Origin of the sequence: Flavobacterium sp. CF136, from assembly GCF_000282055.1 — a bacterium.
GTDB lineage: Bacteria > Bacteroidota > Bacteroidia > Flavobacteriales > Flavobacteriaceae > Flavobacterium.
In genome coordinates, this window is sequence record NZ_AKJZ01000057.1 from 1 (window position 1) to 26,009 (window position 26,009).

At 35.4% G+C, this 26,009-nt stretch carries 18 protein-coding genes; 5 read left to right on the plus strand and 13 right to left on the minus strand.

The window, feature by feature from the left end; genetic code table 11:
- Positions 1-313 precede the first annotated feature (313 nt).
- Positions 314-2,653 (plus strand): TonB-dependent receptor, encoded by a 2,340-nt coding sequence (locus tag PMI10_RS16325; RefSeq protein WP_007810028.1) that lies wholly within the window; start codon positions 314-316, stop codon positions 2,651-2,653.
- Between the two features lie 88 nt (positions 2,654-2,741).
- Here the strand turns inward: PMI10_RS16325 and PMI10_RS16330 are convergent, their stop codons facing one another.
- From PMI10_RS16330 to PMI10_RS16365, 8 genes are read right to left on the minus strand one after another with little or no spacing between them, the layout of a single operon-like run.
- Positions 2,742-4,133 (minus strand): AMP-binding protein, encoded by a 1,392-nt coding sequence (locus tag PMI10_RS16330; RefSeq protein ID WP_007810030.1) that lies wholly within the window; start codon positions 4,131-4,133, stop codon positions 2,742-2,744.
- 16 nt (positions 4,134-4,149) lie between these two features.
- Positions 4,150-4,392, minus strand: coding sequence for an acyl carrier protein (locus PMI10_RS16335; protein WP_007810032.1), 243 nt, complete (start codon positions 4,390-4,392; stop codon positions 4,150-4,152).
- A gap of 32 nt (positions 4,393-4,424) precedes the next feature.
- Positions 4,425-5,831, minus strand: coding sequence for an MATE family efflux transporter (locus PMI10_RS16340; RefSeq protein WP_007810034.1), 1,407 nt, complete (start codon positions 5,829-5,831; stop codon positions 4,425-4,427).
- Entirely contained in the window at positions 5,828-7,663 is a 1,836-nt protein-coding gene (locus tag PMI10_RS16345) for an IucA/IucC family protein (protein ID WP_007810036.1), read from the minus strand. Before PMI10_RS16345 ends, PMI10_RS16340 begins: the two co-directional genes overlap by 4 nt.
- Positions 7,664-7,669: 6 nt before the next feature.
- Positions 7,670-9,040, minus strand: coding sequence for a lysine N(6)-hydroxylase/L-ornithine N(5)-oxygenase family protein (locus tag PMI10_RS16350; RefSeq protein ID WP_007810038.1), 1,371 nt, complete (start codon positions 9,038-9,040; stop codon positions 7,670-7,672).
- Between the two features lie 17 nt (positions 9,041-9,057).
- A complete protein-coding gene (locus tag PMI10_RS16355; protein ID WP_007810039.1) occupies positions 9,058-11,499 on the minus strand; it encodes a GNAT family N-acetyltransferase in 2,442 nt (813 codons plus the stop codon).
- The gene (locus PMI10_RS16360) at positions 11,477-13,003 is read right to left on the minus strand and encodes a pyridoxal phosphate-dependent decarboxylase family protein (protein WP_007810041.1); all 1,527 of its coding nucleotides are present in this window, start codon (positions 13,001-13,003) and stop codon (positions 11,477-11,479) included. Before PMI10_RS16360 ends, PMI10_RS16355 begins: the two co-directional genes overlap by 23 nt.
- Positions 13,004-13,034: 31 nt before the next feature.
- A complete protein-coding gene (locus PMI10_RS16365; protein WP_007810043.1) occupies positions 13,035-13,691 on the minus strand; it encodes a nitroreductase family protein in 657 nt (218 codons plus the stop codon).
- A 236-nt stretch (positions 13,692-13,927) separates the two neighbouring features.
- Here PMI10_RS16365 and PMI10_RS16370 point away from each other — a divergent pair, with 236 nt between their 5' ends.
- Positions 13,928-15,046: a hypothetical protein gene (locus tag PMI10_RS16370; protein WP_007810048.1), complete on the plus strand. Its 1,119-nt coding sequence runs from the start codon at positions 13,928-13,930 to the stop codon at positions 15,044-15,046.
- Between the two features lie 85 nt (positions 15,047-15,131).
- Here the strand turns inward: PMI10_RS16370 and PMI10_RS16375 are convergent, their stop codons facing one another.
- The 5 genes from PMI10_RS16375 to PMI10_RS16395 form a co-directional block, all read right to left on the minus strand.
- Entirely contained in the window at positions 15,132-16,091 is a 960-nt protein-coding gene (locus tag PMI10_RS16375) for an HTTM domain-containing protein (RefSeq protein WP_007810050.1), read from the minus strand.
- Between the two features lie 9 nt (positions 16,092-16,100).
- A complete protein-coding gene (locus PMI10_RS16380) occupies positions 16,101-16,673 on the minus strand; it encodes a hypothetical protein (RefSeq protein WP_007810052.1) in 573 nt (190 codons plus the stop codon).
- An 86-nt stretch (positions 16,674-16,759) separates the two neighbouring features.
- Positions 16,760-17,407: a hypothetical protein gene (locus PMI10_RS16385; protein ID WP_007810054.1), complete on the minus strand. Its 648-nt coding sequence runs from the start codon at positions 17,405-17,407 to the stop codon at positions 16,760-16,762.
- Between the two features lie 621 nt (positions 17,408-18,028).
- On the minus strand, positions 18,029-18,490 hold the full coding sequence (locus tag PMI10_RS16390) for a DUF1810 domain-containing protein (protein WP_007810056.1): 462 nt from the start codon (positions 18,488-18,490) through the stop codon (positions 18,029-18,031).
- 333 nt (positions 18,491-18,823) lie between these two features.
- On the minus strand, positions 18,824-19,471 hold the full coding sequence (locus PMI10_RS16395) for an NAD-dependent epimerase/dehydratase family protein (RefSeq protein WP_007810058.1): 648 nt from the start codon (positions 19,469-19,471) through the stop codon (positions 18,824-18,826).
- 265 nt (positions 19,472-19,736) lie between these two features.
- Here PMI10_RS16395 and PMI10_RS16400 point away from each other — a divergent pair, with 265 nt between their 5' ends.
- From PMI10_RS16400 to PMI10_RS16410, 3 genes are all read left to right on the plus strand, one after another.
- Complete coding sequence (locus tag PMI10_RS16400) at positions 19,737-19,946, plus strand: hypothetical protein (RefSeq protein WP_007810060.1); 210 nt, start codon at positions 19,737-19,739, stop codon at positions 19,944-19,946.
- A 657-nt stretch (positions 19,947-20,603) separates the two neighbouring features.
- On the plus strand, positions 20,604-23,693 hold the full coding sequence (locus PMI10_RS16405; protein ID WP_007810062.1) for a SusC/RagA family TonB-linked outer membrane protein: 3,090 nt from the start codon (positions 20,604-20,606) through the stop codon (positions 23,691-23,693).
- Between the two features lie 10 nt (positions 23,694-23,703).
- Positions 23,704-25,665, plus strand: coding sequence for a RagB/SusD family nutrient uptake outer membrane protein (locus tag PMI10_RS16410; RefSeq protein WP_007810064.1), 1,962 nt, complete (start codon positions 23,704-23,706; stop codon positions 25,663-25,665).
- The last annotated feature ends 344 nt before the right edge of the window (positions 25,666-26,009 follow it).

The following is a 26,009-nucleotide window of genomic DNA, read 5'->3' on the forward strand; positions in this document are numbered from 1 at the left end:
TATTACTTAAAAAGCCTTCGACTCCGCTCAGGGTGACAATTATTTCCAGAAGGATGAAGATGTTTTACTCAAATTTATACTTTTTGATTTATTATGTTTTTGTATCAAATATGAGTTTGAAATCAATTACATCTTAAGGAGCAGTTTAAAATTTTTTAGTGATTTCAATATTGCTTATCACATAAAAAATGGAGCGTAAATTATTGTGTAGAATAAATCTAAATAATACTTGTTAAACTAATATTAATTTTTATTTTTGCACTGTTTTTATTAATTCTAAATAAAAACAAATACTAACCAAAATTAAAAATCAATGAAATATCTTAATTTAAGAACATCAAAGTTTTTATTTATAATTAGCTTATTATTTTCGACCCTTTTTTCTTTTTCCCAACAAAATCACGGAAAAATCAAAGGTCAAATCACAACTTCGGACGGAAAACCGGCAGCTGATGTGAATATCATTCTTAAAGGCTCAAAATATAATACCAGTACAAATGATGACGGTAGTTTTGAACTAAACAGAGTAAAACCGAATACTTACACCTTACAAGTATCTTTAAATGGTTACGAAACATCAGAACAGGAAGTTAGAGTAGTTGAAAATGAAACGGCTTCGCTTAATTTGCAATTAAAGGTTTCTAATAAAGAGCTAAAAGAAGTTGTAATCAGTAATAAAAAAAGCATCCTTTCTAAAAAAACAGAAACTGTAGCCAGAATGCCCTTGAAAAACCTTGAAAATCCACAAGTGTACAATGTGATACACAAAGAACTTATGCAGGAGCAGGTAACAATCGATATAACAACGGCTATGAGAAATGCACCTGGTGTTGTGCCTCTTAATTATCCTTCGGGAGGATTTGCCCTTATTTTCAGAGGGTTTACTGTTGGTGTTAATGCCAGAAATGGTATGGAAACTTTATCAGGCCGTTCTACTGTTGGTATCCAGAATGTTGACCGAATTGAAGTATTAAAAGGTCCTTCAGGAACTTTATTCGGATCTTCGGCATCTTCTTTTGGTGGTGTTGTTAATTTGGTTACTAAAAAACCGTTTGAAACCAAATCTACCGAAATAACTTATACTGGCGGAAGTTATGGGGTAAATCAACTTACGGCAGATGTTAATACTCCTCTTACTAAAGATAAAAATGTACTTTTCAGGCTTAATGTAGGTGTTAACAGAGCAAAAAGTTTTCTGGATTATGGTTTTTCTAACACACTGTCTTTTGCACCAAGCCTTACTTTTAAGGCAACAGAGAAACTTACTTTTAATGTAGATGCAGAATTATATAATGTTAAAAGTACCAAACCTTTATACCCTACTGTGGCTGCTACATCCGGCATAACAAATCCCGGGGATATAAAATTAGACTACAAAAAATCTTTGGTTCATGATGATGCCGAAGCTAAATCATCAGCATCAAAAGCTTTTGTACAAGGGGAATATCAAATAGCTGATAATTGGAAATCTACAACCTTGTTTTCTTATGTAAGTGAAAATATAGACTATAGCTATCAGGTTTTGCCTACCTGGACTTCTCCGACTACAGCAACTATACGTGCAACAGTTTTTGGCCCTATATCAAGTAACTACACTAATATACAGGAAAATATTAATGGAGAATTTTCAAGTGGAATTGTAAAACATAAATTATTGGCTGGTGTTAATTACAGATACTATACCGATACTTTTTCATCTACACCAACACCAACGGCTCCTTTCAGAACAATTGATGTAACGACAAATTTTGTTCCAATCAGAAAAAAAGACATTGATGCTGTATTGGGAACTCCAACGATAAGAGCAGGAAGAGATGAATATACTTTTAGTGGTTATGCCTCTTACGTAGTTAATATAGCTGACCGTATATCGGCTATGGGAAGCTTGCGTCTGGATAGTTTCGATCGTAAGGAAAGTGGAACGGTAGCAGGGTATAAGCAAACTTCATTTGCACCTAAATTTGGAGTTGTGTATCAGGTAATTAAAGATCAGGTCTCTATATTTGGAAATTATATGAGCGGGTTTCAAAACATTGCTCCTGTAACCCAACCTGATGGTGCCCAATTGGTATTAGATCCTCTTTATGCGATTCAATACGAGTCAGGAATAAAAGCAGAAATTTTTAATAAAAAATTAAGTGCTACAGTTAGTTATTATAATATTACGAATGACAATGCATTAATAAGACAATCTAATTTGGTATACGAACAGGATGGAAAACAGGTAAGTAAAGGGTATGAATTTGAATTGATTGCTAATCCTATCCCTGGTTTAAATATTACAGCTGGTTATGCCTATAATGATAATCGTATTGAAAAAACTAGTGACGCTAATAAAGCTATTGAAGGTAATAAAGCTGCAGATGCACCAGAAAATGTAGCAAATTTTTGGGCTTCTTATAAACTTCAAAATAGCTTAAAAGGTCTGGGCGCCGGTTTTGGAGCAAATTATGTAGATAAAAGTTACATGAGTACGAGCAATACCTTTTACATTCCGTCATATACAATTTTAGGTGCCACAGTATTTTATGAGCAGCCAACATGGAGAATTGGGGTTAAGATAGACAATTTAACAAATGAAAAATATTGGAGCACATGGGGAGCACCACAAGCACCAACAACAGTTTTAGCAAACCTGACTTTCAGGTTTTAGGTTAGTTTTTTATTGAATCAAAAACACCTCTATTCGTAAGGATAGAGGTGTTTTTATTTTAAGTTGGATATTTCTCTAATACTCTGGATTATTGTACCAGGCTTTCAGATTCAAGCCATTCTTTGATCATTGGATAATTCACTTTTCCGTTGGCAGTCAGTGGTAAATCATCCATATGAATGACTTTTAATGAACTGGCATGAAGGCTTAGTTTTTCTTTTAGAACACCTTTAATCAATTCTTTATCTAAATTTTTGTCAGTATACAAAACAGCTAAATTCTTGTCGTTTACATCCAGGCAAATAATGGTTTGTCCGCCCAGGCTATCCTTCAGAAGAAGTTCCATTTCATCGAGATTTATTCGGGTACCAAATAATTTAACAATTCGCTTCAGTCTGCCGGTAATGTAATAATAGCCATCATCATCTACTTTTGCAAGATCTCCTGTATGCAGTTTTTCTTCCTGATCATAAAATTGCAAATCTGATCTTATGTTTGCATAACCGCCAAAGATATTTGGGCCATAATAGATAAGTTCGGATGTTTCATTGTCTATTTCAAAACGGCCATTATGGATAGGATGCCCGATAGAAGCTCTTTTTCTGAGTAAATCTTCAGTAGATAAAAAAGCCATTCTTCCGCTTGCTTCGGTTTGTCCGTACTGTGCAAAGAACTGCTTATTATATTTTTCGGTGTATTCTGAAATAATTTCTATCAATTTATGATTCAGCATTCCTCCTCCATGGGTGAAGTATCGGAGTGAAGGATGATCCTTTTTAAAAAAACCGATGCTATGAAGTATTTCATAAAAATAAGGTACTCCTCCTAAGGTAGAATATTCATATTTTTTCAAATCAGACCAGAACTCTTTTTGAAACACATCTTTGTCAGTACAGACAATCTGATGTGCTTTTATACAATTGGTCGTAAAAATAGATAAGCCATACACAGAATTTACAGGCACATTCAATGGTACAACGTCATCTGTCCTAATCGGCTGATATTTCAGGATTGATTTGGCATTTTGCGCTAGATTCTCATCAGAAAGTCTCACAAATTTTGGAGATCCTGTAGTTCCGGAAGTACTTAGCAGCAGCTTAACTTTAGGATGTATTGGAAAAATAGAATTTTCATTGCGTTTAAATAATACTATCGTTTCTGAGGCATTTACCGCGCTGTATCCTTCAATACTATTACGGGACGGATCGTAGATGTAATAAGGCGTATATTTTTTTTCTAAATTTTCCTTAAAGTCAGTATTTATTCCTAATCCCTGTAATGCTATTGTATATCTGCTTTGATAAAAGTTTAAAAAAGTTTCAATAGCCGGCAACTGATTATCGTTATAAATAAAGACAACCGATCGCAAATCGTCAATTTTCAGGGATTGATGCATTTCCTTTATGGATTTTGAAACACCGGTACTGGAATCCGTAAAGGTTAAATTTTCATTTTTTCTGATTAAATCATATAGTTCCATAGTTCTCTGCTATATTCTAGTTAATTTCAAATCCGTGTTTTTTAAGTACTTCCTTTATTTTTTCGACACTTCCCATGTCTAAAATATCTTCCATTTCTATTGAGATGTTATAGGTACTTTCAAGTTCTTCAACCAAAACAAGATGGCTCATAGAATCCCATTCGGCTATTCCCTGATATTCCAATTGGTCGTTTACTTCTGTAACAGGTATTTCAAAAGCTCTTGCAAATACGCCGTGTAATTGTTCTGTTGTATTCATATTTTTTATTTTTTTAATTAATTTGTGTCTGATTAAACTCTGGTATTTTTCCATTTTCCTTTACGGAAGACAATTATGCAGGCAACAGCCAATACAATTTCTGATATTAAGATGGCTGTAAAAACGCCATTAGAACCCAGGTTGAAAGTAATTCCCAACGCATAGGCAAGCGGAATCTGTACGATATAAAACATTAGGATGTAAAGCCAGGTAACGACTTTTACTTCTCCGGCAGCGTTGAGCGCTCTTGAAATCACCATGGTATATCCCAGAAGAACATAAGCCATAGAGATAAAATGAATATACATGGTACTGTGGGAAATCACTTCCGGAATATCCGTAAAGATTTTTACCACGGGAACGGCGAGAAATATCCAGCAAACAGCAATTAAAACAAGGAATCCCATGTTTAGCGTTCCTGCTCTCCAAACCGATTTTTCTGCCCGATCCGGCTGTTTTGCCCCAAGATTCTGTCCGGTTAATATTCCGGCTGCGTTTCCAAGACCCCATGCAGGCATCGTGGCTATTGAGGTTACTCTTTGGGCCAAAATATATCCCGCCAAAGCATCTTCTCCAAAATGAGACATAATTTTTATCATAAATACCCAGCTGGAAGCAGGAATGATAAATTGAACAGTACCGCTAAAAGCCAGTTTGAGTATTCTTTTGAAAATGTCAAAATGGAATACCAATTGTGCCATTCCAATTTTCATGATTGTTTTGCCTTTTACCAGATACCATGCCTGATAAAGTACACCAATCATTCGCGCAATTAGTGTAGCGATACCTACTCCAAATAAACCATAAGCAGGAATTGGTCCCCAGCCGAACATGAATATGGGACATAATATTATATTTAATGCATTAGACAGCCACAATATTCTCATGGCTGTAGAAGCATCACCGGCTCCACGAAATATTCCGTTGATTACTATACGAAGGATTAGGAATCCGCTGGAAGCAAACATGATCATTCCGTACGAAGCACCTTCCTGAACCATGGCAGGAGAGAGCCCCATTAAACTCATTATCTCTGTTGTCCAGATACTGCAGACCAGACTTATAAGTGCAGCAATTGGTACTGTTACATAAATAACCTGCATGGCAGTTTGTCCTGCAGCCTTAAACTTTTTTTCACCGATCCTTCTGGAAATCATTGCCGAAGCAGCTATACCAAGACCTATGGAAACGGAGTAGCAAAAAGTGATAAAAGTAGTTGTAGCCCCGGCAATAGAAATAGCGTTGGTGCCCAATCTGCTCACAAAGAACAGATTGGAACAAACAAACAAAGATTCCATTAATAATTCTGCGACCATTGGCACAGACATTAAAATAATGGTTCTGTTGATGCTGCCGGAAGTAAAATTACTTTCACTGCCGGATAAGGAACGCTTTAAAAGGCTAAAAAAGGAGCGTGTTTTTAATATCGTGGTTTTCATGAATTCTCTTTTATTGTTAGTAATTCTTCTGTTACCAACTGATATAAAGGGTTCGGAATAAAACCGCTTTTTTTCATATGCGGAAAACCTGAGGTTTCCTCATAACCATTAAACAAACGACGACTGTTGAAAATAAGACGTTTGAATTCGGGAATCAACAAATCGTATTTTTCAAACATATCTTTTAGCTCAGGATGCTCTTCCTGATATTCTGTGATGATTTCGTACACACCATTCCAAAAAGAAACTTCAGGAAAATCTGCAGTAGTAATTAATACATCACTCAGGTATCTGAAGAAAGCATCAAACACAGCGATAAGAATAACTAAAGGAGCATTTTCAGGATTTGGAGAGGCATTGAACATGTTTTCAATGAATTCCTGCGGCAGTTTTTTCTTCCCTTCCTCATTAATTAAAATATCTCCCACAAAATCCTGCAAGGCTATACGGGTAGGTACATAATCTTTCAAAATCAAAATCACATTCTGCCCATGCGGATCTATACATAAAGAGTGTTGGTAATAAATCTGCAGCACTGGTTTAAGATATGCTGTAAAATAAGCCTTCAGCCATTGCTCCGTAGAAAGTCCTGATTTTTCTATAAGTTCCTGAATAAGACTTTTACCCTGATCATCCACATATAGTAATGAAGCCATCGTCATTAGATTTTCTCCGGGTTTTAGAAAATTGATCGGGCTTTCTCGCCACATGGCTCCCAAATATTCATTGTACTGATAAGGAGTATCTGTGATTTTGCTGTAACTCGGATGTGTATAACTAACAGAAACTACTTCACCCAGAAGGACAACATCCATTTTTTGAAGATGTAAGTCTTGCTTAAGAATGTCTTTGATCCAGCCTGTAAGCTGTGGCGCTATTGATAATTGCTTAGCACATAAGCCTCTTATATGACTGGTATTCAATATAGACATTGACGTTTTTACATAATGTCTGTGTGGCTGACTTTGATTGAAAAACGTACGAATACTTTGTTGAGGACTATACAAATCATCTGAAAGTCCCAAAGGAATGAGGTATTTCGCAGCAATATCATGGGCAAACTGCATAACGAGTTTATTTTGCCATTGCCATGAATGTACCGGAATAAAGATGTAATCCTCCGGATTTACCTTTGCCTGAGCGATAAGGGTTCTAAACGAAGTTATTTTTTCTTTGCTCAATTCATTTTCATAAAAAATTTGCTGATCCATACCTTCCAATAAACGAAAAGTAGTACGGTCTTTATGGGCAGCAATCCAGACTAAACGTGTATTCTGACCGGATTCAGGTGTAAAGTCTTCATAATCCTGTGAGTCAAAACCAATACGGCCTTTGTTTACAATGACCCATGGATGCCCGTCCAGACTGTGTTCAATAGTTTGAAAATCTGAATCTGCAAGTTCTGCTGCCGGCAAACGACTTTTGGAATGGATAAAAGCATCAGCATATAAAGTGTGCAATAATTCCTCAACATAATGTGCCAGTGTGAAGGAATTTATACCAAAGGTATTTTGCAGTTCTATAAAGAAATTAGGGACATCAATTGTACCTGATTGCTGTCCATCCTCATTTTTACAAATACTTTCTTTGACGATATGCCAATAATTAATAAATCTTGGATACCCGGAAAAAGTATAATAAATGTTCTCTTTGTCTGTCTCTAATTTAAAATGGGTGAGACCGTTTTCTTCCTTGCTTACGATTAGCGGTTTTGCCAAATCTTCACGCATCAGTTCTGCGATACTTTTTGCAAGGAGATTGCGATTTACTTTATTCCAAATAGTCGCATTGAGATGTTGTGCGTCTTTGAATATATTTTCAGAAGTTGTCATTCTAAATTAGTTTTTTATTAATGTCTGAACATCTAATTGTTCGTTTATTATGTCCATAGTATTGGTTTGTGAAAAGGCTTCTGCCGATTTTTCTACACCGAATTCCTGAAAAGCAATACGTTTTTCAACTTTATAAACTTCGCGGTTAGCAAGTTGATTAATAATGTATGAATTACGATAAGCACCCATTCCTAAATCCGGGGTAGAAAGCCCATGCGTATGTAGTTCCGCATTTTGAACAAAAATATCCTTGCCATTTTTATCGATAGTGTAATTACGGCCTACATTAAACAAACCATTTTCCATACGATCGATTTTATCTTCAATTCCCTGAAGAATATCCGGTTCTTTATATTTATAGCCTGTAGCCAGAATAACATAATCACTCTGGTTTTGGTAAGGCTGCTCCAATTCGGTATGTGTGAAATCCATATCATAAGAACCATCAGAATCTTCAGTCACGGCTGTAAGACGCAGATTAGAGCGCAATTCGACATTTAAAGGCGTATTGTCCAAACTCATTTCATATAAGCTGTCAAAAATCTCGTTAATCAATTCCTGATCAATCCCTTTGTAAAGCCCGTGTTGTCTGGCTAAGAGCTGCTTGCGTTTTTCGGGTGACAGGTTATGAAAATGATCTACATATTCAGGAGAAGTAAGTTCCAGGGTTAATTTAGATTTGTTATCCAACGGAAAGAAATGGGAGGAACGCGTAAACCATTTAAGCTGTAAGCCATTTTGAGTTTCAGGTAAAAGGTCACGAAACACCTCTGCAGCACTTTGTCCCGAACCGATAATACTTACGGATGATTTTTTTTGGATTCGGGATTTAAAATATAAATATTTTGAAGCATGAATCACATTTGGCAAAGCTTCCTGATTAATAAAATCCGGAATATGCGGAGAAGTACCTGTTCCTAAAACGATTTTCCGGGCATAATAAGTAGTAGTAATGCAAGTCTGTGTATTGATGACCATTACTTTATAGAGACCATCGGCATAATCAAGGGATACTACTTTATGGGAAAATTTACAATTATGAAGTTTAGAAGCTACCCATTTGCAATACTCATTATATTCCTTTCTGAAAATAAAGAAATTTTCCCTGATATAGAATTTATACAATCTTCCGCTTTCCTTGATGAAATTAAGGAAAGAGTATTCGCTTGTGGGATCGGCCATCGTTACCAAATCAGCTAAAAAAGGAACCTGAAGGGTAGCATTGTTCAGCATTAGACCGGGATGCCAGTCAAAACCATCCGCCTGATCAAAAAATACGGATGATAATTCTTCTACGGGTTCCATAAGAGCGGCAAGACCAAGGTTAAAAGGACCAATTCCGATACCTATTACCGAATATATTTTTTCTGTACTCATTGTTGTTTTTTTATTGATTAAACTTGGGGTGCTGTAACCGGAATATTCTGAAAATCTTTTGCAGAAGGGAATTTTGCCCAATACCATTCTCTATAACAGAAGTTGAGGTTGGCTTTCTTATCCGGCATTTCAATTACTTTTTCGATTTTGAATCCCATCTGGGCTTTATTGATCATCGATGCCAATAAAGCTGTTGAACCTTCACCAACCATTTTGCCTACTTTTGGTTCTGCAAATACAAAATCCATCATGGATTGTGTAGCGGGAGAAGTGAATTTTAATTTTGGATCAGTTGGTGCAATAAACTGATGAGTACCATAATCAGAAGGCAACGCATCATAATATCCTCCAACCACATCACGATTAGCCCAATACACTTCAATATTAAAAGTGGGCACACCATTAACTTCGCCTATATAACTTTGTACAACGTCATTTGGAAGTAACGTACGATAATAGGCTTCCAGTTCCCGAATTGGCCAGTTCATTTTCCAGATTTGCAAAGCATGTTCACGATGAAACCACTCATGCAACATTTCCAGATCGGTATCAATATTCACAGGTCGCAATGTTACCGTTACATTTTCCTTTTCAAAATATCGGTTAAAAACAGTACCTGTTCCTTTTGGATTAATCAATTTTTCAGAAAAAAAGTATTTGTTTAAAGGGTTCGGATAACTTTTGTAAACTGCAGGATTAGTTCTTGGAGCGCTGGCTTCATCCATATTGTTTAAACTGGTCAGTAAATTACCTTTTACAACCAGTTTGACACTATTGGTTAAATGCGAAACCAAGCCTGTAGTGTCAGATTGTTCTTCTGCTTTTAATGATTCGTATAACAGGTTTATAAGTAACTTTTCTTCTGTCAGTTTACTTTTGCCCAAAGCATTTATGATCCCGAGTAAATGGTTTACCAATAAGTAATACCCAAGAAGATCAATAATTCTGGTTTCGGCTATAAAAGATCTGCTGTCTCTGCCAAAATCAGGCAGGATACGTTGCAGTTCTTCAACTTTTCCCTGACGAAAAAAATAACCCTGATTATCCCTGAAATAGAGTCTGGATGGAAAAAGTTTATCATCAAATTCGATCAGCATGTTTTGCTGATGGAATTCTGCTCCAAATCCGTATTTGTTAAAAATACCGATCAAAGGACGGATGGTAATGTTCAGATATTGCTTAAACCATTCAACCGCAACATCAGAAGCCTCTTTGCTTTGTCGGCTTGCAGATTCAGAGATGAGGTTCAGCATTCTTGATGATTCACCTAAAACACCGTCCTGGGTAAGTGATGCTGCCATACTTACATTTTTTTCGGAAGCAGCCCCTTTGAATGGATTCTGACGCACACTGGTACTAAAGCCATCAATAACAGTATCCTGGTAAATAACCGCAATGTAAGCGGGATCACAAATAAGTTGTACTTCAGGATAGTCTTTTTGCACCCCTTCTCCCCAGTCTGTTTTCATGAGCTCACTGGCATCATAACCACGATTTAATTCATGGAGATAATTCACACGATAAGAATTCGTGATTTTAACATGTAAGGAGAATTTATACATCCATTCACTTTCATCATTGTAAACGGTACGAACAGAGGATGTTGCTGTATAAGACGGACCAAACTGACCTAAACTAAACAGGATTTGTTTGGATTGCATTTCTTTTACTTCCGGTTGATTCAAAAGATATTCAGCTTCCCATGGGTGAGCAGGGACTACTTTCCATTGCGGATAGCGAGCCAGTAATTCTTTTGCATTGTTATCTGCATATGCTGCAATTTCTTTTCTCAGGTAATCTGTCATCAGATAATCCTCAGCACTTTTTTCCAGTACATTATCGGGATGGATCAGGAAAAAATGCAAAGGAAATTGTCCGGCAGTTTCAGGAGAGTACTTTTCCAGTTCTTCATTATTAAAACCCTCCCTGCTTTTTGGCAGAGGATGCACCGAATGCCCTAAAATAAGGGATTGTTCGGCTTCAATAAAAGATTGCTCAGGATTATTTGCACTCCTGTCACTGTTTTTATAATGAGCCAGATAAAAGGCTAAATTATCGATACTGTTTTTCAGACGTTCTTTGGTTGGAGCAGAGTCTATGTCCGGATAATCGGTTTTAGAATATGCTGTTACGAGGTCAATAAAATGTAAAGGATCAATCTCCTTGATTTTGTCTGAGTTGCAATCGCGTACTACAATCGGAAAACCAAAAGAATGTATTCCACTTTCCGAAAAGTATTCCAAAGGAGCAAAAACTTCCTGACCAATATTGGTAAAATCAAATCGAAGAAAAGTGCTATGGTCAATTGACCGCATATAATCTGCCAATACCTGATCGTATTTAGGAATACCTTCATAACGACTCCAGTTCTTGAATTCCCTGCAGTAACAGTTGAGGAGGGATTTAAAATTAACCTGCTCTGCCAGTGGGCGAAGTTTAGTTAAGTCGTTGGTAGTCATTTGCATTTTGTTTTATAATGTTAAGAATATGTTTTATATCGTCAAGGGTTGTCAGAGGGTTGAAAATGGTAAATTTGAGATAGAATTGTCCATCTACTTTAGTACTGGCTACCAAAACTTCCCCGCTGAAAAACAGTTTTTCTTTAATATATTGGTTGATATTGCAATAATTAGCCTGATCAGGACCATTGATGTATCGGAACACTAATACGCCCATATCTGAATGACATAAAAGTTCAAAATCTTGATCAGTATCAATGTGATTGGCAGCTTTTTCTGCAGTTTCAATAATGGTATCAGTGTATTGTCCGAGTTTTTCTTTACCCATATAACGCAGTGTACACCACAGTTTTAAGGCATCAAAACGACGGGTACTCTGAATAATAGATTTATTGATCTGTGCCGGAAGCTCTTCATAATTCTGCTCCTTAGGATTTAGATAATCAGCGTGGTGTTTGATGATGTTCAGATGCAGTTTGTTTTTTACTATGAAAGCACTACTGCTGATCGGCTGAAAGAAAGATTTGTGATAATCAATAGTTACCGAATCGGCCAGTTCAATACCTGTCAAAAGATGCCTGTATTTTTCTGTCAGCAAAAGTCCGCAACCATAGGCAGCGTCAACATGAAGCCACAGGTTATTACGTTTTGCAATACTGGCTATTTTATGAAGCGGATCCACATTACCAAAATCTGTTGTACCTGCTGTAGCAGTTATAGCAATAGGAATATTGCCTTTTTCTATTTCTTTTGCTATCGCTTTTTCAAGCTGTTCAGGATCCATACGATACCTGCTGTCCACTCCTACATGTACAATAGATTGTTCTCCAAGACCTAAAATCCAGGCATTTTTATGGTTGCTGAAATGCGCTTTATCAGACACAAAAATCCTGAATTTACTTGCATCCGGTGGAAGACCGTCCAATTTGATATTCCATTTTTGGTATTCCAAAGAAAAGTAATCCCTGGCCAGCAGCAGTCCCATTAAATTACTTTGAGAACCTCCTGCTGTAAAAATACCGTCAGCATTGTCAGTATAACCAATTTGCTCACTGGTCCAGTCTATTAGTTTTCTTTCTATAAAAGTTCCTCCGGCACTTTGGTCGTAAGTATCCTGAGAAGAATTAATAGCACTTATCAATACTTCGGCAGCCAATGCAGGTATTACCACAGGGCAGTTTAAATGTGCGATATACTCAGGCAGGTGATAAGCGGTAGCATGTTTTACATACAATTCGTCCACTTCATTAAGTAAACTCTCATAATCCGGTAAAGGTATTTTTAAATCTACACCTTCTACTTTTGCTTTCATGTCATCAGGTCTGATTCCGCTGAAAGGTTTGCTATTATTTTTTAGAAAATTAGAAACCCGGTCCTGCGCCAATTGTATTGCCTGTGTATATTCCTCATTGGCATGTTGGTGGAAAATGTCTTTGTAGAAATCCTGATTGGGGATAAGCACCTTGTCTTTTGGCGTCTTATCATTCATTAATGTAGTGTCCATGATAGATAATTATTTAGGGTTTATTAATATTTTATTGCAGATAAATCACTTTTTTAGATAGGGGAGTTCTCTTTTTTTTAGAGAGTCTGAGATCATCAGGATAATATCCCAGATAAAGCAGGCCTAATGATTTTTCGTTTTCGGCAAGATCGAATTGCGAAACATAATCGATGGCAACGCTTTTAGTACTCCAATAATTTCCAATGTTATTTGCGGTACAGGTCAAAGCCATGTTTTGTACTGCAGCAGATACTGCAGCAATTTCTTCCCATTCCGGAAGATTAATTTTTGTGTTTCGTACTAAGATTACCCCAATCATGCAGGCAGCATTTAAAGGATAATCACGTAAATAAGCCAGCTTTTCCTCAAGTGCTTCCGGCGGAAGTTGTTTTGCATAAAAATCCTTGTAGTATTCGGCCATATACTGGCCATATTCCTCAAGATATTTTCCTTTAAAAACTATAAATCTCCAGGGTTCAGTCATTTTATGATTTGGTGCCCAGGTTGCATTTGTGAGAATCTCGTCAAGGAGTTTTGAAGGGATATTTTTTTTAATAAACTGATCGGCAAAAATGCTTCTTCTTCTACGAATGTTTTTAGAAATTTTCCCAATATCATCTGAAGATTCTGACGTATTTATTTTACTGGGGATTTGGGCAATTTTCATAATTTTTTTAAATTTTTTCATCAAAACTATTGTTATTTAGATTAAATAAAAATATATTTGTAAGTAAATCTTATTTAGACTAAGTAAAAACAAATGTATAAATTAAAAGTAATAAAAAAAATAAATATGAAAAATTTTATCCGAATGCCCGTACATAATCACTTTGAAGCCCCAAATCAAGTTGTGTATGTAGCTTGTTTTAAGTATGTTATGTTTTATATTTCAATTATCTATTAATAACCATCAACTATTAAAAAATGAAATCACAATCTATTATGTCAGTCGAAAGAAGTGCTGAGACAAGTTTAACTTTAGAAATTCCTACAAGCCCTTTAATTATTAAAATAACACAGCAGGAGAGAAACATTTTATCAAACGTTGGTAATTTGTTGGTAAAAGCATTTGGCAATTATGAAAACCCGGATTATATAGCCTCTCTTCATCTTCATGCTTTTCAATTGCTTCCTGAGAGAATAACCAGAATCTTAAGTCAGTTTGGTTCAGATTTTTCTGCTGAACAATATGGTGCTATAGTCTTTCAGGGACTTATAGAAGTAGATCAGGATGATTTGGGGCCAACGCCACCCAACTGGCAGGGAGCTGATTATGGAAAATTAAACAAATATGGTTTTATCTGTTCGCTTCTTCATGGTGCAGTGCCTTCTAAGCCGGTTCAATATTATGCCCAGAGAAAGGGAGGAGGTTTGTTGCATGCTGTTATTCCTGATGAGAAAATGGCAGCCACACAAACAGGTTCAGGTTCCAAAACTGATTTATTTGTACATACAGAAGATGCCTTTTTATCCAATCAGGCAGATTTTTTAAGTTTTCTATATCTGAGAAATGAAGAGAGAGTACCGTCTACATTATATTCGATTCGTTCTCACGGAAAAATGAATCCTGTGATGAAAAAGTTATTCGAACCCATTTATCAATGCCCGAAAGATGCCAATTATAATGATGAAGATGTAGCAAATTCGGGGCCTACAGCCTCTGTATTATATGGAAACAGAGAACTTCCTTTTATTCGTTTTGATGCTGCCGAACAAATATTTAATGAAAATGCAGGACAAACTTCTGAGGCACTTGGCAACTTAATGGATTTTTGGGATGAAGCCAAAACTTTGATTAATAGTGATTATATTCCAAATTCAGGAGATCTTATTTTTGTGAATAATCACTTGTGTGCACATGGAAGAAGTGCTTTTATTGCCGGACAGAGAATAGAAAATGGTGAAATTATAAAATGTGAACGCCGTCAAATGCTAAGGATGATGAGTAAGACAAGTTTAATTCATATCAGATCAGTAACCCGTACAGATGACCCTTATTTTATTATGGAAGAGCATTTAGGGAAAATTTTTGACCTGGATTAGTAATACAAATCCAAATAAATCTAAAAAAGCAAAAGCAACCCGATTGAATTGCTTTTGCTTTTTAGATTTAATATGACTTAACTCTCTATATTCCTATCGGATTGTATTTTTTATAAATCCAATGCTTAAAAACCGGAAATTTCATGGGAACTGATTCTCTTTCAAAATAAAAATTAGTGAGGTTCCAGATAATCATAATGACCGAAAAATAATACAGGTTCAACACCAAAGCAATACCCAAATGCATGGAGATGGTAAGCATCATCCATGTTTTTTGCGTTTTAGGAATCCAGACAAAAACCGGATAGAGCATTTCGATGATGACAGTAGACCAGCCAATAATAATTAAAATATAAGAATGGTCTGCCATCCACGAAAAATCAAAATTAAAATCCCTGTTGGCATAAGGCAAGTGAATGGCTTTCCAGATAGATTCACCATTTCGCCAATTGTAACCCAGCAATTTATCAAATCCTGAGAAGAAATAAGCTATGCTGATATGAATTTGAAACATTCTTTTGACAGGCATAAAGTTTACTTCTTTGGCTTTCTTTTTAAAAATAAAACGAAGCACCGAAAAATAAGTATCGGAAGGTAATAAAATCAAATAAAACAAAGACATGCTGGTAAAAAAATCGACTCCATAAATAAAAAATGAACTTCCTTTTATTAATGCAACCTGCAAAAGCAGTAACAGAAAAGCACTCATTCGGGAATAAAATCCTATTATAATGTTAATACACAACATGATAAACATTATTTTAGCTCCTAAAATCACGGTACTTTCAGCAATTCCAAAAGATTCAAAAAAATGAATGATTTTTGAAAAAGTAAGCAGCCAGCCAGGATGAAAAACAGACATTATATCCTGTGGAACAATACTCTTACTGGAAAAAAACTTGTCAAAATCTCTTATGACTGATAAAAAATGTAATAATACCATTGTTCCTATTGAGATTCTGAAGAAACCCAGAAATTCGGCATTGCCTTTGTTTTCAAAAAAGAAATTTTCGATTTTTTTATATAAGATAGTGGCTTTTCTCATGATGTGTTTTTATTTTATTTGACTAACTAAAATCAGGTTATCTGTTTTTTCTCCTTTTTTATATCGGTCCAAAGTTGGATAATCGTAGAGATAAAGTTTGGCTGTACATTTTGTGGCACCATGGTGTTCATTAAGCACGCTTTTTGCAATTTGCTTCAGCACCACATCCAAATATTTGAAGTATTGGGATTCGCTTTTCTTTTTGGAAGAAACCACTTTATCCATAAACATATTAAAAACTGAAGTATATCTCACGATACTTTCCTTACTCTTCAATTCCGGCATAATGCGTTCTTCCAAAACATTCCCGTTTGCGTCCTGCAATTCAAAAAGCAGTACAAAATCGCTGGCAACATTGGGTGCAAAAAAACCATACCCGGTATCAAATCCGGTATAAGCCGTAAACATACTAACAGGTTCAAATGCTACAATTTTGTCTGAAAGTTCATAAACGAATGGTTTTTTATATTGTTCTTTATCATAGTAAAAACCGTAATAACCGTCAAAGGTCCCTTTTAATCCAATAGTGAACACCATAAACAGTAAAAGGAATATTCCAAAAAGCTGCCATTTTCTTTTCATTTTTATCGTATTTGATTGCTGAAAATCTTCTTTCTTTTATTATAAAAACAAGGACAAACCTTATTGATTGGTCCTTGTTTTAGTAATTATTGGTATTGTTTGATAACATTGATAACCTGTTGATTTAGTTTTTTATCAAAAGGTGTTCTGGTAGTTCTGGTCAGCACTCTGCTAAAGGCTTTGGTTCCCATATAATCATTACAGATATTATTTTCATCAATTCCCACTACGGTTAACCTGTTGAAAGTACTAACGTCTTTTTTAGATAATTTAGCGGCATTGACTACAATTTTATTGGCTGTTATTCCAATATTTCCATCCAAAGAAGCATATTTGTATTTTGATAATATTTTATCCAGTCTTACTTTGATATCCCCATAAGATTTCCAATCGATATCTGCTCTTTCAAAACAGCCTTTATGGATGATGTTCAATTTTGTAAATTTTGCCAGATGATCCCAGGTTTGTACTCGGGCAATGTGCTGGATTTTTTGTGTATAAACGATGTAATTCACGAAACCGGCGCCACCAATTTTTGCATATTCCTTATCAAGAGCGATAAGCCCGTTAAGATCTGCCCTGGACATTTCCTTAGTATCCTTAATCAGGAAATTATTGTCAACAATATAATTTCCATCTTCGTTATAGATCAACATTTTTTGGGGTTTGCGTTGGGAAAATAATACTAACCCAACGGCAATAACACCAATAACTAACAGTGTTTTTGTTTTCATAATTTCGATTTTTTTATAGTACCTACTCTTTTTGGCTTTTCGGCTTCCTCCATTTTAAATGAGTTATTTTATAATTAATATAAAAGTACTTTTATTTAAAATGATGATATAGAGTGACATAGCCCTTTTTATAAGGGTGTTTTTCCCCTTTCATACAAAAAGTTAACCCCTGCAAGTACTTGACATGCAGGGGTTAAAAAAAAATGACTTCTTTATATTTAAAATTGTAAACTTTTACGAGGAAACAGAAGCAAACGTTAATATTTATCTTTTTTATTTAAGTTGATTTCTATGTAACGGAGGACTTCCTTTTATCCCTATTTATTGTGGAAGAGTATTTAGGAAAATTTTGATATGGATTAGAATTATGGTTCAGTTGTATCTGTCATTCTTCTGATACGACAAAACTTTATGACCTGAGTTCGATTATTAAAAAGAAGGTTTTGAGTTACCTCCAGTTTCAGCTGGTGGTTTATAATTTCAACATAGCAAAGGCTTTAGCCAAATGAAGCCTTTGTGTTTTCGGCTAAAGCCAATTATCTTTACTTAATTTACCTCCAGCTGAAGCTGGAGGCAATTCACTTATGACGTAAATCTCAGGTTTATATTTTAAATAGATACTTAAAATTCTGTCCGTTCCAAAGCCGGATGTATCATTTCATTGATAATAGATAAGGTAAGAGGATCAAATTTACCTAAAAAAAAGGCATCCAATACTTCCTGAAACACAGGGTCAGTATTATCAGTTAAGCTAAAAAGTGTCATGGAGGAATGTAGTTTTCGGGCATCCAAATCTCCAAAGATACCTTCAGCTGACTTCATCTTAAAACTTAACAATATCTTAGAAACTTCAATGAGGTGTTTTCCAAGGACAGGATGGTTAAGATAGGCTTCAGCTTCTTTAAGATTTTCGATTGCGTATAACTTCGACATCTCACTTTTGCCTAATCCTTTTAGTTGGGGAAATATAAACCACATCCAATGGGTTTCTTTTTTTCCTTTGCTAATTTCCGTAAGTGCTTTAAGATAGAGTTTGTTTTGTGCCTCTAAAAAGCGTGTTAAATCATTTTTTAATTCTGCCATTGGGGTAAAATGTTATTGGGAAAAGTTGGAAAAGTACTAAAAAAGATAAGTGTTGCCTAATAAAATGTATAAGAAACTGTATTTTATTTTATAGTGCTGATTTTGAGGTTTTTTTCTGATGCAAAACTGTGTTTTTAATAAAAAAAGTAAAGATTTTTTTGCATTTTATTATAACTTTTAAGACCTGTTTTTGGCGTGATTACTATAAAATAGTTTAAAAGAAGGACTTGAATTAATAGAAATATATTCTGAGTGATCAAATAAATTGATTTTAAGAAAAAAAAACTTTATAAAAAGATAAGTAAGTAATTTAAATGACTATGCGAGATAAGTTTAAAGTTCTGCCAGTATTTTAATATCTTCTATTTCTAATATTTGTTTAGGATAACCTTCTTTTACGGTATTAATCATAGCTTGTCCCACGTCTTTTAATGTTAATGTTTTTTTAGGAAACAAAACCGGGAAAAGCGGAATCATAATTTTGAGAATTGTTTTTACATTTTTTTGCTCTTTAAATGGTTTCATAAAACCCGGACGGAAATTATATTGTCCTTTAAATGGCAACTTCATTAAATCATTTTCGGTTTTTCCTTTTACGCGTGCCCACATGATTTTACCATTTTCAGAAGTATCGGTATGACTTCCGGTAACAAAATTAAAAACCATATTTGGATTAATTTCTGATAATGCCCTGGCAAAAGCTAAAGTGGTATCGTAAGTTACATACGTATATTTTATTTCATTCATTCCAACAGAACTCACTCCGGCACAATAAAAACAAGCATCATAACCCTGTAAAAAATCTGCGTATCGATTTAACTGCATAAAATCCAGTACAATCAATTCTTCCAGTTTAGGATGTTTGATATCAGAAGGTTTGCGATTTATCATTAACACCTTTTTTACAGCATAGTTTTCAAGGCATTCTAACAAAACACCTTCACCAACCATTCCTGTAGCTCCTGTAATAATTATATTCATCTTTTTTGTTTTACAATTTTATACTTACCTGAATGCCTGAAATTTTACTTTTTTAAACTCAGGTTAAAGATAATTTATTTCTTCTGAATCTTAAAGCAGCTTTATTTCGATACAAAGTAAATTTAAAAAATTCGCTTACAGAAATATTACTATCATATGTACATTTCATATATGGTTATAAAGCAGGATTTTCAACTTAGCAGGTTTTTTTTATATTTGAAAGAAAATAATGGTCTCCAAATTAATCTAATATAAATTCAAAATCATGATTAAAATAAATTATAAAATTCAATTTGTATTTTTTATTATTTGCTTATTCTTTATTGGTATTGGTATATATGAAACGTTAGGCGAAGGGTTAAAAACCGGAACGGATCTTTTTTGGCAAATTTCTCATTTTGTTCCATTTGTAATGGGAGCAATTATTTTTGGGATTAATATATATTCCAAACGAATAGAAAATTTCAAAAATTAAATACTCAAAATGTAAAATCTATTTTAAATTACCTATAGAGAATTATCATTTGATGTAAAAATACTATCATAAAAAGCTTCCATAAGGGAGCTTTTTTTATACAGATTATACAAGTAACCATTTTACAATATTTCTTCTTTCAAATTAAGGAATTTCAATATTTATCTGATATTTCCAGCAACCGATTGTCTTTTTTTAACATTTTTACCAACATGATAATTTTTGTAATTAAAAAGTTCTTTTTTGGATATATAAATGATATTTAGTAATATTTAGCCGATACTTTTTTATTTTTTTAACATTATTTAGGTGTTTATATTTACAAAAACCGATATAAATGTTTAGCTTTTTTCTTTTTTATGTTTTTTTTAAGGATTTGAAATAAATGACTTATAATCGATAAATTTGGTTTTTAAATCTCCCTTTATTTTGAATAATTAATACATTTTGAACAATAAAAATATATAATAAAAATTTATATCGCTATATTTTTAATGAATTAACAAACAATAATAAAACAACCGATTGCGTATTTTTGTTTTTATTTCTACATTTGTTAGATCAGGACTTCAAATTATAAGTTACTGATAATTTCTGCATTAGGATTCAAGGTTATTAACGAACCAAAACCAATTTTAATTATTTAAATCAATTTTTATGACTAACTTTTTTGTTACAAGTAAATCAAGGTATTTCAAATGCTTTGGTTTTTTGATTTTAATGTTTGTGTTTTCATTCCATGCGAATGCACAGACGACAGTCACAGGAACTGTATCGGATGCTAATGGTCCAATTCCGGGTGCGAATGTGAACTTAAAAGGGACAAAAACAGGTGTAAGTACCAGCTTTGATGGTAATTATTCTATTTCCAATGTACCTTCTAATGGTGTGCTTATTTTTAGTTTTTTGGGTTTAAAAAGTAAAGAAGTCTCCGTAAACGGGCAAAAAAATATAAATGTAGTGCTTGAAGAAGACTTGAGCAGTTTAAAAGAAGTAGTAGTAATAGGTTATGGTGCCCAGCGTAAAGAAGCAGTCACCGGTTCTGTTGCTTCGATTAGCGGAAGTGTAATGCGGGAAGTACCCTCGGCGAATGTTACGCAGGCCCTGCAAGGTCGTATTGCCGGGGTTCAGATGTCTCAAACATCAACAAAACCGGGAGCCACAATGCAGATTCGTATTCGTGGTACACGCTCTCTTACAGCCGGAAATGATCCGCTTGTAGTATTAGACGGGATTCCTTTTGCCGGAACACTGGCTGATCTAAGCCCTGATGATATTAAAAGTATTGATATATTAAAGGATGCTTCTGCAACAGCTATTTATGGATCGCGTGGTGCAAATGGGGTTATATTGGTATCCAGTAATAAAGGATCAAAAGGACAGAAAGCACAAATTTCCTATAATGCTTATACGGGTTATAAAACAGCTGTTAAGTATCCTATGATGGAAGGGACTAAATATGTTGAATTACGAAAATTGGCGGGTAAGAACCTGGTGAATGGTTTAGATGAATCTAATGATGTAAATACAGACTGGCAGGATTTATTTTACAGGACCGGAATTGTAACCAGTCACGATATAGGTGTTTCGGGAGGAAGTGAAAAAGGGAATTATAATTTTGGGGCGAACTATTATAAAGATGAAGCTGTAATACCGGGTTCAGAATACACGCGTTATTCTATACGTGCCGCTCTTGATCAGGAATTAGGGTTATTTAAGATTGGTTTTTCATCAAATAATAATTTTAGTATAACAGATGGTGCAGGTTTAGGAATGTATGGTGTTTTAAGTATGTCGCCTATTGCTAATCCGTATAATGCAGATGGCAGTCTGAAAAGAACAGTTAGGATGCCCCAGGATGAAAACTGGGTATATACGAGAGAGAGCATGGGAAATCTTGGTGATAAATGGGTAGACAGAGGTAAGACTTATGGTTCGTATAATTCGGCATATGCTGAATTAAAAATTCCTGCTGTAGAAGGTTTAAAAGCCCGTGTTAATCTTGGAGGTAACTACCGTACAAGCAATACAGGTAACTATACGGGTATCGGAGTTTTTAATTCCAATCCTAATAATCCAAATGTAGCTTCTATCAGTAATTCACTTACTACAAGCTGGACTATTGAGAGTCTTTTGACATACGATCATACTTTTGCCCAAAAGCATAAAGTAAACGCTTTGGCTATGTATTCTGCTGAACAGACTAGTTATAACGGTTCATCCATATCAAGAAAGAATATTGCCGGCGATAGTTTTCAATATTTTAATTTGGGACAAACCTCTACAGGTGATAATAATGATATAACAATAAATAGTGATAATCAGGGATATTGGCAGAGTGGTTTAATGTCGTATATGGCACGTGTTATGTATTCTTATGATGATCGTTATATGATAAGTGCAACTTTTCGTTCTGATGCTTCTTCAAGACTGGCGCCATCCAATCAATGGCATAGTTATCCTGCGGTATCTGCCGGTTGGAATATCAATAAAGAATCATTCCTGAGTGATGTAAGCTGGATTAATTCATTGAAGCTTCGCGGAGGATATGGACAAACTTCCAATCAATCTGTACAGCCATATGCTACACTTGGTTATTTAAGTACAAGACCTTATAATTTTGGGTCAACCAATGCTACAGGATATTATGTATCTACACTTCCTAACCCCAATTTAGGATGGGAGTATTCTATCACAACTAATTACGGATTGGATTTCGCTATTCTTAAAAACCGTCTTTCAGGTACAGTAGAATATTACACAACCGATACAAAAGATTTATTATTAAGTGTGAATCTGCCGGTTACTTCAGGAGTCAGCAGCTATGTTGGAAATGTCGGATCAACTCAAAACAAAGGTTGGGAAGCTTCATTAAACGGTGTGATATTGGATAACTACAACGGCTGGACCTGGGAAATGGGTGCAAATATATCCAGTAATAAAAATAAACTGGTAGCTCTTGCCTCAGGAACGACGGAAGATAAGACTAACTGGTGGTTCGTTGGAAAACCTCTTAATGTAATTTATGATTATAAAAAAGCCGGAATCTGGCAGACCGATGCGGAAGCGAAACAATATGAAGGAGCTGCAGGAGCTGCCGGGATGATTAGAGTAGAATATACAGGAACTTATAATGCTGACGGGACCCCGACAAGATTAATCGGAGCAGATGACAGGCAGGTTATGAATGCTGATCCTGATTTTCAGGGTGGTTTCAATACCCGTGTTGCTTATAAAGGATTTGATATAAGTGTTGTAGGTCTTTTTCAAAGCGGAGGTATTCTTAACAGTACTCTTTATGGATCAAATGGATATCTGAACATCAATGACGGACGAAGAGGACAGATAGATGTAGATTATTGGACTCCTGCTAATACAGGTGCCAATTTCCCAAAACCGGGAGGGCCTACAGAAAGTAATAACCCAAAGTATGGTTCTACTTTAGGCTATTTTGACGGATCATACGTGAAATTAAAAACAATTACGCTTGGATATAATCTTAACAAGGATTGGATAAAAACTGCCGGAATGGAAAGACTCAGACTTTACTGTACGATTCAGAATCCCTGGGTAATTTATTCTCCATACCATAAACAATCAGGTATGGACCCCGAAACTAATTCATATGCTAATGATGGTACAAATATGGCTGTGGCTTATGCTCCAAACCTGAGCCGTTTGCTGACTGTTGGTTACAATACGCCGCAGTCCCGTAATTTTATATTGGGTCTTAATATAACTTTCTAAATTGATAACGATGAAACATATAAAAATTAAAAAATATATAGGAACAGCTTTAGCTTCTTTGTTCCTGGTGGGCTGTTCGGATATTTTGGAGGAAAACCCACGAGCTATTTTTACGCCGGATTATTTTTCAACTCCGGAAGGGGTAATGGGAGGTGTAACTTCTATGTATGGCCATTTGCGTTACATGTATGGGAATGGTTACTTTTTGAATGTCGGGCAGATTGCTACGGATGAATCAACCTGGGGACAGAATTCTGACGGGAATGTTAAGAATTTGGATTTTTCGGGAGTAGGAACAATTAACCCTTCTACCAGTAACACAGGTGCTGTATGGAATAATGCATTTCCAAATATAAATACTGCCAGTGGTGTTATTGAAAATGCGACTAAAATCGGAACTATTTCAAACGCATTGATTGCCGAAGCAAGATTCTTCCGCGCTTTTGATTATTTTTTACTCGTACAAACTTATGGAGGAGTCCCTCTGGATCTCGGTGCCGGAGAACTAAAGTTTAATTCTTCTACCTTGAGATCTTCAGTACGTAACACAGTTCCTGAAGTATACAGTAAAGCGATTTTCCCTGATTTAATCAAGGCTATTGAAGATTTACCCGTTGCAGGACGTGTAACAGGAGGTGTGACCAAAACCGTTGCAAGGCTTTATTTAGCAAAAGCATACCTGACTTTTGGATGGTGGCTGGAAAATCCAAACAACATTCCAACATATCCGGTTGCAGACAGAGTTGATTTGGAAGGACATAATGCAGCATGGTATTTTCAGCAGGCATATGATGTGGCAACAGCAGCAATTACAGATCCTGGGCCTTTTGGATTACAAGCTTCGTTTTATGATGTTAATGTTGCTACAAAAGACCGCAATAAGGAAATGCTTTTATACGCAGATCATACCCAATCAAGTTCCATTTATAACGGAGGGGATTTGAGTTATAGCGGAGGAGGTTTCAGTACGGATTATTTTGCAGGTTGGTTTGAACAATTTAATTATCCGGGAATCAGAAGTTCATCAAGCAATACCAGCTGGGCGGCTGTGAGTTCAGTTCAGCGTGAAGCAGAACAGCATTTAGGCCGTCCCTGGACCATGCTGGCCCCGCCAATTGAAGTATTTAAAAATACCTTTACAGATAAAACAAACGATTCGCGTTATGACGGAACTTTTACAACAGTATACCGTGGTAACTGGGCTAAAGCAGGAAATACTGCAGCTGTATTGTATAATGCCAATTATTTACCAATTACAAACGGAGCTCCGGTATTGACTTTTTTAAATACGGATACACCTGGTATTGATTACTCTAATTCGGTTTTTAATAGTTCTGTAGGAGCAGGTGTTTTACCCGGAAGAGCAGATTTTGTAATCGAACCGAGTTATTTTTCAAGAATATGTTACCCGGGCAACTGGAAACTGGGACCTTACCGTACAGACAATGGTACAGGGTTAGGATCACCTAACGGGAGCAGTACCCGCCCTTTTCCGGTAGCCAAATTCTCTGAATTGTACTTTATTGCAGCAGAAGCAGCCGTAAAAGGTGCCGTTACGCAAGGTGGTAAAAGCGCCAGGGATTTGATTAATGTTATTCGCGCACGCGCAGGAAAATGGACTTTTGATAATAATGGAAATGTTGCTAAAGTACAGGATAACAGTGCTGCGATGGTTGCTGCTACCCCTGCCGTTATTGATATTGACTATATTTTAGCCGAACGTTCACGTGAATATTTTGGCGAGGGGTATCGTTGGTATGATTTAGCCCGCACCCAAAAATGGATTCAATATGGTGCTACTTTCACAATAGCCGGAGCCACAAATCCGAACGATTGGAAAGATCATTCCGTAAAATCATTTACAAGAACCATTTCTGTGACACATTATCTTCGTCCAATTCCAACCAGTCAGCTTGACGGTATGGAAATATCTGCAGCAGATAAAGCTGCTTATCAGAATCCGGGTTATTAGTAAAATTATTGTTGGCGGAGAATAATGAATATGATTTGAGCATCATTTATGAAGTATCCTCCAAAAAGGACAAATTTAAGTTTGACATATAAGTGTACAGTTATAAGTGTTATTTTACAGAGTTAGTTTATAAGTGGTTTTAAGTTTGTTTTTTAGTTAGAAGCCGAAAGCGATATGCTTTCGGCTTTTTTTGCTTTTAATTTCAGTTCGATTGTTTAAAAAAAAATGATTCACATAGAATAACACCAATAAAAACTTATAAGCAAATCTGTGAATTGCTTCCTGCTTTAGCTGAAGGTAAATTAAGTAAAGAGAACCCGTTGGGTGTAATTATTTTCAACCCA